This window comes from Siphonobacter sp. SORGH_AS_1065 (genome assembly GCF_030818595.1).
Taxonomy (GTDB): Bacteria; Bacteroidota; Bacteroidia; order Cytophagales; family Spirosomataceae; genus Siphonobacter.
Genome location: NZ_JAUTAM010000008.1, coordinates 304,535 through 317,723, shown reverse-complemented (window position 1 = coordinate 317,723; position 13,189 = coordinate 304,535). Strand labels below are relative to the sequence as shown.

Genomic DNA, 13,189 nt, shown 5'->3' with positions numbered 1-13,189 from the left:
TGTTAAAACTTTCGCTTTGGCAATTGGCCAAATTAGTCAAAGTAGCTAAAAAAACAATGGTCGTTTTTATGCAGACTTTATAGGGCATCAACGATTCCGTAGCTTATGGACGAAGAATGAAATAGCACTTTCACCTGCTCTTGGGGATGCTCAAGCATTTTTTTCTGGAAGTTACTGGATGTAATTTGCGGACGAATGAGCTGAAGTCAGTTTCATCTCTTGATTGCAAAACATCTTTATAATTCATTATGAAAAAAGTTATTATCTGTCTGGCCAGTGCCTGTTTATTATCAACAGCGGCGATGGCTCAGGATATGAAGTTACCTTCTGCAAGCCCTAAAATCAGCCTGACCCAACAATTTGCTACGTCTAAAATCGAGCTGGAATATTCTCGTCCTTCGATGAGAGGTCGTAAAGTATTCGGTGAAATGATCCCTTACGGTAAAAGCTGGAGAACCGGAGCCAATGCTTTGACGAAAATCACGTTTGGTGAGGACGTTATCTTCGGCGGTCAGAAAGTGGCGGCGGGTGCGTATAGCTTATACACCATTCCCGGAAAAGACAGTTGGACGGTTATTCTGAACAGCGGCCTTCAAAGCAAGGGCGAGCAGTTTTTTGATGCGGCGAAAGACGTAGCAAAAGTTACCGTTAAGCCCGTTGTTTCCAAAGAAAATTACGAAACGTTTACGATTGATTTAAATGATATTACCAGCTCGTCTTTAACGCTGAATATTCGTTGGGAAAATGTAAAAGTCCCCGTGAAGATTGTGGCGGATAACCAGGAGAAAATCATTGCTTACCTGGAAAAGGAACTGAAGGGAAGTAATCCTCCCTACCAGGCCGCAGCGGGTTATTTCAATGAAGTGAATTACAAGTTAGAAGATGCCATCACCTACGCGGACAAAACGCTGGCAGTAAACCCTAACGCCTTCTGGATTCATTCTCTGAAAGCTCAAATTTATTCCAAATTAGGAAAGAAAAAAGAAGCTATTGAATCGGCTCAGAAAGCAGCAACAATGACGAAAGGTACTGATTTTGAGTTCGAATATGCTCATAAATTGGATCAGTTGAAAAAAGGAGCCAAGTGATACTGCTTGCAGCAGAATTGAATACGCATGCAAGGGAGGTTTTCTGCCCCATAGAAAGCCTTCCTTGTATTGTTTTTAGTCGGATTTGGTGTGGAAAAGTTCTGCTTTAGGTCTGCTTTTGTCGAGAGCCATTACTTTCAGTATGTATCATCATTTTTTCGTAGAGACGTAATCAAGTCGCGTCTAGCTTTCCATACCATGACTGGTGCCTCACCAGCCACGGCATAAACAACAACCCCGGAGGAGTTAAACACGGATAGCCCCAGGCTGGATAGCCCCGGATTTCATCCGGGAAAGCAATTTCCCCAAGATCAAGTAAGGCCGCAAAAGGTCATAATCTCCTTCGCTTCGCTCTGGATGACAGATCGCATTGTAAACGCTTCCACCTACGCCCTCTCGAACGGAAGAGAGCCTACCTACTTTTAATGTAATGTCAGTTTCTCGCAGTCGCTCGGCTCTGCCGAGTGACTACCTAGCAGTAGGCCTCTGGCCGTCTGAGGCAAATAAAACGACAGAACGCTAAAGAGCTCGCCTAATTTAAAAAGCTTTGACTACCATCGGCCAGAGGCCTAGCTATTCATTCGTCACTCGGCAGAGCCGAGCGACTGCGGGAGGGAATGCTGGAATGTCCCCGGATGAAATCCGGGGAAGCAATTTCCCCAAGATCAAATAAGGCCGCAAAAAGTCATAAGCTCCTTCGCTTTGCTCGCAAACAGTGGTTGGTGTCTCACCAACCACGGCATAAGGATAGGATTCAACGATTCTAAATAGTTTCTTAAATCTGCCTAAAAATTATCTAGGTAAGCCAAAAACATAACGTTTATCTTACTTAAGGTTTAATTGTAAATACTTAGATAACGATGACTAAACTTAAAACCCCTGATTTATATAATCTACAGTTTAGCAGTATCGTTTAATGAATTGAAGGTTCAAATTGTTACTATTTATAAGAAACAATCTAATTCATCTAGTAAGCAATTATGTCTTTATTAATAGCTTAAATTACTTAGTGTATTTTGTTTGCCAGTGAGTTTATTACATTCAATGGTTGCTTCCTAAGTCTAATTGATTGGGAATAAGAAGGTAAGCTAGCCTCTCTAGAGTTCTTACGATCATTCTACATAAAATTGCTTAATTTTAAGGCTATTTTTTCTCGGACTTACTTCGGTCATTGCCGAAAGTCTTCGTTTAGATGATACGGATAAGTAATAAAAAATATCAAATGAGGGGCAGGGAAGGACGCATAACGTTCACGAGCTTACTTGCCTTGGTTATTCTGTTGCTCTTGCCTTTAATAATGCGGGCGGAAGAGCCCCATTCAGGTCGGGTGCTAAATTATTCGCTTAAAGACGGCTTGTCGCTAGGAGTGGTAAACAGTATTCTACAGGATAATCAGGGGCAGATGTGGTTTGCTACCAGCGATGGTCTGAATCGATTCAATGGAACGTCTTTTCAGGTTTTCAGGCATTCTTCTGCTCAGACCAATACGATTGCCGGAAATTACATCAAAAGCATTTTTAAAGATCGTCACGGAACCCTCTGGATTTCTTCGAGGGACGGTTTGAACGAGTTTATTGAAACGGAAGGGCAATTCAGGCGTTACCATCCGCAGCCCGAAGCAGGGGAGAAGAGCAGTGATATTAGTGACATCTCGCAGACCAAAGACGGGAATCTATGGCTTTCGCTGAATGGATCGGGTTTTGCCTCTTTTCACGTCAACGACCATCGATTTACCTATTATACTCAGAAAACCTTAGCAGGACTTTCGACGAATGCGATCTTAAACGTATTCGAAGATTCGAAAGGGTTACTTTGGCTGGGCACTCGCGAGGGGGGCATTGATTTGTACCAGATTGACGCTCAGCGAAGATTGAAGAAAGCGTACCTCGATTACAGTCAGGTTCCTAAAGCCCGGGTTCACCGAATTTTTGAAGATCATCAGCAGAATATCTGGATTGCTACGGCCAAAGGGCTGGTGTTATTCAAACGCAATGAGTCCCGATTTTATAAGCTCAATTTACCCACCGACTCGGGCAGCGAAATTTTTCTCTCTTTCGTAGAAACCCGGCAGCATCAGCTTCTGATTGGCGTGCAGGAAGGCGGTTTATACCGAATTGATTTAAGCCAGCCCCGACGGCCCGAAGCGTTGCGGCTGGAACGGGTAAAGGCTTCAAACCAGTCACCCATCACCGGGCGTTCGGTACAATCGCTTTTCATTGACCGGGATGAAAATGTATGGGTAGGTACTTACGGTGATGGCGTCTATCTAATCGGACATGAGCCTGAAAAATTTGCCCTGCATACCCAGCGAACCAGTCCGGCCAAAGGTGAAAATTTCATGCGTTTTTATGGCATGTGTCAGGACAAGGAGGGGAAACTATGGCTGGGAACAGACGGGGGCGGTATTTTTAAAAGTAACCCCAATGGTGAAATAATTAAACATTACGTGCCTGGAAATCAGGCGGGTGATTTAAAAGATGGGGCGGTGATTGCTGCCCATCGGGATCGGGAAAATAACCTCTGGTTTGGTACGTACTCCAAAGGACTCTTCCGGTATCATCCTCAATCCGATTCTTTTCAGCAATATGCTCATCAGGCTGACAATCCCGGTAGTCTGGAAAAAAACGACGTGCGGGTAATTTATCAGGATCGGCAGAAACAACTCTGGGTGGGCACGAATGGCGGAGGGCTAAGCTTGCTCAACCAGAAAACAGGTCAGTTTCAGCATTTTAAACCTTCTAACAGTAGCATTAATGCCAACGATGTCAGGGCTATTGTGGAAGATGCAAAAGGAAATCTCTGGATTGGAACCTATGGGGGCGGGTTGAATTACCTGGATGTTCAGACGAAGCAATTCAAGGCCTTTTTCAATCAATCCACCGATTCGTATTTTATCTCAAACCGCATCGTCATTTCGCTGGCCCTTGATGCGTCGGGCCGGTTATGGATTGGGACCGAAGGCGATGGGTTACTAGTCTATGACGTGGTCAATCAAAAGATGGATTGGTTCAATGATACCAATGGTCTGCCGAGCAATGTTATTAATTCCATTCAAATAGACGCAGCTCAGGTAGCCTGGGTGAGTACCAACAAAGGCCTTTCCAGTGTTCGGTTGAAAGACCGTAGGATACAGAATTTTGATCAGCAGAATAACCTGCAAAGGGGACAATTTAATCCCGGATCGAGCCTTTATGATGCCCAGAAAGATCTGATGTTTTTTGGAGGAACGGAAGGCTGGAATTCCTTCCAGCCCGGTCGCATTAAACCTTCGGGTTACCATCCCAAAGCCATGATTACGGGACTTCAGGTGTTTGATAAACAGGGTGGAAAAGGGAGCACACCGATGGAGGAATATGCGGGTAAACAATCCATCGTATTAGACCCTTCCCAAGCCGTCTTCACGATTCAGTTTTCTTCACTCAATTACGCCTATCCTGAAAACACGCGTTTCGCTTATCAACTGGAAGGGCTGGACAAAGACTGGTATTATACCGATCAGGAACGCTCAGTTACGTACCGTTACTTGCCCGCAGGCAATTATGTTTTCAAGGTTAAAGTAGCCAATCAGGATGGGGTCTGGTTTGAGGATTACGTAAGCCTGCCCATTCAGATTCTGCCGCCTTGGTATCAATCCTGGTGGGCTTATGCGGGCTATGCTTTAGGTTTGGTGCTAGTTTTGTACGGGTATCAGCGGTATCGGTTGAAACAGACGAGATTGACCTACGAAGTGCAACTGGCTCAGTTAGAAGCCCGGAAAGAGAAGGAGCTGCACGAAAAAAGACTTTCGTTTTTTACCTACATTTCGCACGAATGCCGAACGCCTTTAACCCTGATTATTAACCCCGTAAAAGAACTTTTGGCCAATCGGCCGGAGGGAAAGGAGCAGTCGCACCTCACGCTGATTTACCGCAATGCCCGCCGTCTGCTGAGTATGATGGATCAGTTGTTACTCTTTCAGAAAGTAGAACTGGAAACGGATCAACTGAAACTTTCGTCGGTGAATCTCTACGAAATGGGTAATGAAGTTTTTCAGTGCTTTCTGCATCAGGCCGAGATGCACCAGATCACGTATACCTACACCTGCGAAAATGAAAATCTGGAAATTTCCTGCGACCGTGAGAAACTGGAAATTGCCTTATTTAATCTGATTTCCAATGCTTTAAAATTTACACCAGCGGGGGGCTCTGTCCAGGTAGTGATCCGGGAAAAAGAAAAACAGGTGATCCTAAGCGTAGAAGATTCAGGCATAGGCATTGATCAGCAGTCGGCTGCGGATATTTTTCAGCTTTTTCAACAGCAAAAAACAGAAAACAGAGCCAGCAAAGCCGGGTTTGGGATTGGGTTATACCTGACTAAAAATTACGTTGAAAAACACGGCGGTACGATTACCTATCAGTCGGAGAAAGGCAAGGGGACTTCGTTTTTTATCACACTTCGTAAGAAAGAAGTGGCTCCGCTTAGTCCCGTTTCCCAAAACCAGCCTTCGGTATTTTTGGAAGAACTTTCGGGAGCGGAAAACCTCGAATGGCTTCCAGCTCCGCTCATCCCGGCTAAAGGGATGATTTCTGAACTCGCTCAGGAAAAAGATACGCTAGTACTGGTGGACGATGAAGAAGACATCCGAACGTATTTGCGTCAGTTACTCGAAGATCAGTATCGCATTATTGAATGTGGCAGTGGAGAGGAAGCCCTTGCGGAGGCTCATCAATACCAACCCGATCTGATCATTAGTGATGTAATGATGGCCGGAATGTCCGGTTTGGAATTATGCCATCAGCTTAAATCAGAAGCGAGTTTGAGTCACATTCCTCTGATCCTGTTAACGGCAAGCTCGCGGCAGGAAATTGAACTGCAAAGCATGGAAGAGCGGGCCGATGCTTTCCTGCGAAAGCCTTTCGAGCCTAGTCTATTGTTAGCTCAGATTGCCTCCATTCTGAAAAACCGGAAGGACTTACGAAGTTTCTTTTATAATGAAATCACGCTTCAATCCAGTTCTTTCAAAGTCTCGCCAGAGTATAAAGAATTCCTTCAGGATTGCATCCAGATTGTAGAACGACACGTGATGGATTCGGGCTTTAATACAAAAGTGCTGTCCGCTGAAATTGGCTTGAGTCAGTCCACGTTGTACAATCGAATCAAATCCATTTCCGGAAAATCCATTAATGAATTCATTCGCTTTATCCGCCTGAGAAAAGCGGCTCAATTGCTGCTAAGTACGGATATTACTATTGCCGAAGCGGCCTATCAGGTCGGTATGAATGATGCAAAATATTTCCGGGAACAGTTTCATAAACTTTTCGGGATGAACCCTTCAGAGTACGTCAAAAAATACCGAAAAGCCTTCCACGAAAACCAGACACTCGGCCAGCAATTCTTCAAAGGGTAAGGCCCGAAATGGGGGAGTAAATCACCGAAATGGTCAATTTTTTATGGGAAATGACCCTTTTTAATGAATTACCCCCCATCAAATGTGAGATTGTCCCCCTATAGTGCTGTTCAAATAATCCTAGTTTTGTTCGGTTAAATTATAGAACGAATCCCACTCCGTTTTTCTCCATTTCCATGAGATGAAGAAGTATAACCTGTGCTGATCCCAGCCACAGCAGAGAAACTACGGCCTGTTGATTCCTATTTTATCCTAATCATTAGTTCTATTTTAAATCCGTTTATGGAAAAACTTTTTCTTGAAAAATGGGTGCTGCCTCAACCCTTCAGAGGCGTGCTGAGTAATCCAGTGAAGCAGTTATTGCTCCTGCTCCTGATCGGCATTAGCTCCGTTCAGAGTTTTGCTCAGACTACTCAGATTCGTGGAGTAATTAGCTCGTCCGACGGGCAGCCTTTACCTGGTGCCACGGTAGTAGTCAAAGGCACTACCCAGGGTACAACAACCGATAATGAGGGTAAGTACACTCTGAATGTACCTGCGAACGCCACTACAATCGTGGTTAGTTATGTAGGATACATCAGTCAGGAAGTGGGGATCGCCAATCGCAGTCAGGTTGACGTTTCTCTAACCGCTAATAACGAGACATTGAATGAAGTGGTGGTCGTAGGTTACGGCACGCAGAAAAAAGCAACCTTAACCGGATCGGTTTCGGAAGTAAAAGGAGCGGACATTGTGAAAAGTCCCCAGCCTAACCTTTCGAACTCACTGGCGGGTCGTTTCTCGGGTTTCGTAGCCAACAACCGGGGCGGCGAGCCGGGTTATGACGGATCAAGCTATAAAATTCGTGGTTTTGCCACAACGGGTAACAGCGACGTACTGATCGTAGTGGATGGAATTCCCGGTCAGGTAGGCGGTCTGGATCGTCTGGACCCGAACGATGTCGAAAGTATTTCCATCTTGAAAGATGCTTCGGCGGCGGTTTACGGTTCGCGGGCAGCTAACGGGGTTATTCTGGTAACGACCAAACGAGGAACCACGGGTAAGCCTGTAATTTCCTACAGTTTCAATCAGGGCTTTTCGTCACCTACGCGTTTGCCTAAAATGGCCGATGCCGCGACTTTCGCCACGATTATGAACGAGATTGATTATTATAACAATCCGTCGGGGGGCATGAACCAGTTTTATTCAGCCGAGCAAATTGAAAAATTCCGTAACGGTTCAGATCCGATCAATTACCCCAATACCAACTGGCAAAAGGTGGCTTTGAAGCCTGTTGCTCCCCAAAATCAGCAAAGCCTGTCCATTAATGGCGGTACGGAAAACGTGAAGTATTACGTTTCGCTGGGTACAATTTATCAGGATGCTTTATACCGCAATGGAGCAACGAAGTACAAGCAGTATAACTTCCGTTCAAACATTGACGCGAACGTTACGAAAGATTTCAAAGTAAGTCTGATGCTTTCAGGTCGTCAGGAAGATCGGAAATTCCCCGTTTCTTCGGCGGGCAATACCTTCCGCTCCATTTATCGGGCTTACCCAACGGTGATTGATCAATACCCTAATGGATATTATTCAACGGGTGTGGAAAACAGTAACCCTGCCGTGCTGGGTACAGCTATGGGTGGAACTACGAATAACCCCACGTCGATTTTCAACGGTATTTTACGGGCAAGTTATAACCTCCCCTTCGTAGAAGGACTGTCGCTGGAAGGCTTCTATTCAGCGGACAAATCGTTCAATTTCTCCCGTACGTTCAGCATTCCTTACACGTTGTATAATTACAACAGTACGAGCAATACTTATCAGCCCGTCGTGGCGGGTGGTTCGGCAGGCAAACCTTCCCTGACTCAGTCGCAAACGAACATTACCAACTTGACCCAGCACCTTCGTTTGAACTATGTGCGTCAACTGGGCAAACACAATGTAAATGCGTTTGTGGCTTATGAGCAAAACCGCCGCAACGACATTCTGATGGGAGCCAGCCGGATTAACTTCCCCACGGCTTCTACGCCCGAACTTTCGCAGGGGGGGGCTGCCGCTACCGACAAGAATAACTCGGGAAGCAGCGTAAACTTTACCCGTAAGAGTTACATCGGTCGTGTGGCTTATAACTTCGACGAGAAATACCTGGCTGAAGTGCAGGCCCGGGTGGACGGTTCGTCCAATTTCCCCGTAGGAAAGCAGTACGGTTTCTTCCCCTCGGTATCTGCTGGTTACCGGATTTCTCAGGAAGACTGGTTCAGGAACAGCGTAAATTTCATTGACGACTTGAAAATTCGTGCGTCATACGGAACGCTGGGTAATGATAACGTAGCTCAGTTCCAATATTACAACAACTACAGTTTCAATAACCAGTATGTAACGGGTGCTAACATCATCACTACGGGTATTGATTTAACGAAACTGGCGAACCCTCAGATTACCTGGGAGACGGCGAAAAAACTGGATATTGGTATTAACGCAACGTTCCTGAAAAACTTTAGTCTGGAATTCATTTACTTCAATCAGCAGCGTTCGGACATTCTGGCGGCTCGTAATGGTTCTATTCCAGGGGTTACGGGTATCGTAAACCCTTACGGTTCAGATCGATTATTACCTGATCAAAACTTCGGTAGAGTCAATAGCAGCGGGGTTGAGGGTTCGTTAACCTACAGCCACTCGGGTCCCTTCCGTTATAGCATTTCAGGTAATGCCACGTATGCGAAGAGCAAAATCATAAACATGGACGAAGCTCCCGGCTTATTGCCGTATCAACGTCAGACGGGTGGGCCCTTGAATACGGAGTTATTATACCGTTACCTCGGCATTTTCCGTACCCAGGCCGATCTGGATCGTTATCCACACCTGTCAGGAGCACAGTTGGGTGATTTAATCATCGAAGATTACAACGGCGATGGAAAAATCACGGCAGATGATCAGGTTCGTACAAAATACGGTAACGTACCTTTATTAACGTTCGGTCTGGTGCTGAACGGCGGCTACAAAGCTTTTGATCTTTCGATGGTATTCTCGGGTCAAACGATGGTTCGTCAGTTCGTCTTACCCGAATCAGGTCAGGTGGGTAACTTCTACAGTAGCTGGGCAAATAACCGCTGGAGCCCCAATAACCCCGACGGCAGCTATCCTCGTGCTGATTCCCGGGCTTCTTCTTCGATCAACGGGGGCTTGTATCCCAGCACGTTCTGGTTCAACGATGCATCGTTCGTTCGTTTGAAAAACGTCGAGTTAGGGTATACGCTTCCGCAGGACGTATTGTCTAAAATCAAAATTTCATCGCTCCGCGTGTACGCTAGTGCCTTTAACCTCTTCACGATCACGAAAGTGAAGGATTATGATCCCGAGGGAGATAACCGTAGCGGACAATTCTATCCTCAACAGCGAATCGTGAATCTGGGTGTTAACATTAAGTTCTAATTGAGATTGATCATGAAAAATATAAAATCAACCAAACTGTTAGCGGCATTACTGGCTCTGGGGTCGATGGTAAGCTCGTGTAAACAGGATTTTCTAAGTATCGTTCCTACGGATCGGGTTTCGGATGCGGCTATTCTATCGGATTCTGTCCTTTTTGAGGCCTATGTGGTGAATCGTTACATGGGGGTTCGCCTGACTGATAAGGAAGCCGAAGGAACGCCTCCGGGTTTTGGTCGGGGGTTCGAGTACGCCATGTGGTCGTCGCTGACGGATGAATCCATCTATAATAACGATGATAATACCTGGCTCATTCAGCGGGGACAAATCGCTCCTGAAAACACGGGTATCGCCGGAACGTTCTGGAGCCGGAGTTACCGCAGTATTCGGGAAATTAACTACGCCCTGGCGAACATTGAGCAGTTACCGATGTCGGCAGCTCGTAAACGCCAGATCAAAGCCGAACTTCGTTTCATCCGGGCTTTCCGCTACCATGATCTGATTCGTAACTATGGTAAGGCCGTACTGGTAGGCGACAAAGTTTTCCAGATTAGCGATGACCTGACCAGTCAGGAGCTGTTCAATCGCTCTTCCATTAAAGCAGGTATTGATTATGCCGTAGCCGAGTTAGATGCCGCTGCCGCTGACTTACCCTTGTCGAATGACGGAAGCTGGGCTTTAGGTCGGGCTACTAAAGGTGCCGCTCTGGCCCTCAAGTCACGATTACTTTTATACGGAGCCAGTCCCTTGTATGAAAATGCCGCCACCTGGGCTTCGGCTGCTTCGGCTGCCAAAGCGGTAATGGACTTAGGCAAGTATAGTTTATACACCGGAGGCTACGGTAACCTGTTTTTAACGAACGATAACTCGGAGATTATTTTCAGCCGGGTATACGCTCAGGGAGCCCGCCACGTGTGTCTGGAAATTTCGAATGGCCCGAATAGTTACAATGCCTGGGGTGGTAACGTGCCTTTGCAAAACCTGGTGGATGACTATGAAATGATGGACGGAACCCGTATTACGGATGCCAATACGAGCTATAATCCTAGCCGTCCGTATGCCAACCGCGATCCTCGTTTTTATGCGACGATTCTCTATAACGACGCTCCTTACCGCAACAGCACGGTTCAGACGTTCACGCCTGGCGGAAAAGACAGCAAGGATGGCCCATCTAACTGGAATACGTCTAAGACGGGTTATTACCTGAAGAAATTCATGAATGATAACCTGCCGATTGATAACCCCTGGGACGTTGCCGGAACGCAGACCTGGATTTACTTCCGTTATGCCGAAATCCTGCTTAATTACGCCGAAGCACAAAACGAAGCCAGCGGCCCGGATGCCTCGGTTTACGCAGCCGTTAATGCCGTCCGTCAGCGGACGGGCGTAGGCATGCCTGCTTTACCAACGGGGCTGACGCAGGCTCAGATGCGGGAGCGAATTCGCAATGAACGCCGGATCGAATTAGCTTTCGAAGAGCATCGTTTCTATGACGTTCGTCGCTGGAAGACGGCTTCAACCGTAGAGAATGTTCCTGCTTACGGCATTGACATCAATAAGAGCGGTACGAATTATACCTACAGTAAGAAAGTAGCCTTAACCGGTCGTGCTTTTACCGACAAGCAATACTGGTTACCCATTCCACGGGCTGAAATTCAGGCTTCCAATAACAAACTGGAGCAAAATCCCGGGTATTAATCTTTCTTTGTCCCGGTGGAGGTAACTTCACCGGGATTTTTTCATCAAACCTTTCTTCTCATCCCCTCATGAAACGTATTGTTATACCCATCCTCGGATTATTTTTAAGCGGTAACGTCGCTTTTGCTCAGCAGGAAAAGTCTATTCGCATTCAGATTGATCCTAACCAGCGTTATCAGGTGGTGGAGCACTTCGGAGCTTCGGATGCCTGGTCTGGACAATTCATAGGGAACTGGCCTGCGACTCAGAAAGAAGCCATTGCTGATTTACTTTTTTCAACGGAAACTACGGCTACGGGTCAACCCAAGGGCATTGGTCTTTCGCTCTGGCGATTCAACATCGGGGCCGGCACTGCCGAGCAGGGAAAAGAAAGCGGTATCCGGGACGAATGGCGTAGGGCCGAAGGCTTCTTACAGGATGATGGAAGCTACAACTGGAACAAACAACAGGGGCAACTCTGGTTGCTGGAAGCGGCTAAGAAACGCGGCGTTCAGTCCTTTCTGGCTTTCACCAACAGTCCGCCGGTTCAGTTAACCAAAAATCATAAGGGCTTTGCTACCAACAAGCAGCCTAATTTAGATCCTGCCAACTTCGATAAGTTCGCCGATTTTCTAGCCGGAACCATCAAAGGAGTGAAAAAGAAAACGGGGGTTCTTTTTCAGTACATAAGTCCCGTGAATGAACCGCAGTGGGACTGGAGCGACGGAGGACAGGAAGGAACACCTTTCTTTAATACGGATATTGCGGGCATTACCCGATCATTAAGTAAGGCTTTGCTGAAGGCTAAACTGCCTACAAAAATCTCCATCGCTGAGGCCGGACAGATTGATTACCTGTATTCGGAGCATAACCGAAAAGGACGCCAAAACCAGATCGCGGATTTTTTTACGAAAGGCTCAGCCAATTACGTGGGTAACCTGCCGAATCTGGTCCCTGCCATTTCAGGACATAGTTACTTCACAACTTCGCCTTATGCTAAGGCTGTCGAGAAAAGAAAACAGTTGGCTGCGGCACTTAAACCCGACGTTGGTTACTGGATGTCAGAGTATTGTATTCTGGGGGATAACGAAGGAGAACTCAATGCCCAGGGCCGTGATTTAGGAATCACTCCGGCTTTATACATTGCTAAAGTGATCCATAATGACCTGGTAAACGCTCAGGCCTCGGCCTGGCACTGGTGGTTGGCATTAAGCTGTTACGATTACAAAGATGGATTAGTCTACGTGGATCGGAATGAGAAAGAAGGCAAGTATTACGACTCCAAAATGCTTTGGGCATTAGGCCAATACAGCCGTTTCATCCGTCCTCAGGCCACTCGAATCAAAGCATCGACGGAAACGAATCAGGAAGAGGTGCTGGTTTCGGCTTATAAAAACAAGAATGGTAAAGTCGTTCTGGTGGTCATTAATCCTTCCAGCGAAGCATTTAAACTACAGCTTGATAAGCCTGCCTCACTGAAGTTTTCGAAAAGTTATACTACTTCTCCATCGCAGGATATGGCTGTGGCGAAGGTTTCCTCGTCGGACTTGTCTATCGCTCCCCAAAGTATAGTTACTTTAGTGACTGAGTAAAAAGTGAATGCGTAAAAAAGGCTCGGAATTTCAAA

The 13,189-nt window shown here is 46.4% G+C and carries 5 protein-coding genes; all 5 read left to right on the top strand.

The window, feature by feature from the left end; all coding sequences use genetic code 11:
* Positions 1-248: 248 nt before the first annotated feature.
* Positions 249-1,088 (top strand): DUF2911 domain-containing protein, encoded by an 840-nt coding sequence (locus tag QE390_RS23740; RefSeq protein ID WP_307144196.1) that lies wholly within the window; start codon positions 249-251, stop codon positions 1,086-1,088.
* A gap of 1,222 nt (positions 1,089-2,310) precedes the next feature.
* On the top strand, positions 2,311-6,474 hold the full coding sequence (locus QE390_RS23735) for a two-component regulator propeller domain-containing protein (RefSeq protein WP_307144195.1): 4,164 nt from the start codon (positions 2,311-2,313) through the stop codon (positions 6,472-6,474).
* Between the two features lie 282 nt (positions 6,475-6,756).
* Positions 6,757-9,888 carry a TonB-dependent receptor gene (locus QE390_RS23730; protein WP_307144194.1) on the top strand — a complete coding sequence of 1,044 codons (3,132 nt, stop codon included), beginning with the start codon at positions 6,757-6,759 and terminating at the stop codon, positions 9,886-9,888.
* 12 nt (positions 9,889-9,900) lie between these two features.
* The gene (locus QE390_RS23725) at positions 9,901-11,583 is read left to right on the top strand and encodes a RagB/SusD family nutrient uptake outer membrane protein (protein WP_307144193.1); all 1,683 of its coding nucleotides are present in this window, start codon (positions 9,901-9,903) and stop codon (positions 11,581-11,583) included.
* A gap of 68 nt (positions 11,584-11,651) precedes the next feature.
* The gene (locus QE390_RS23720) at positions 11,652-13,154 is read left to right on the top strand and encodes a glycoside hydrolase family 30 protein (RefSeq protein WP_307144192.1); all 1,503 of its coding nucleotides are present in this window, start codon (positions 11,652-11,654) and stop codon (positions 13,152-13,154) included.
* The last annotated feature ends 35 nt before the right edge of the window (positions 13,155-13,189 follow it).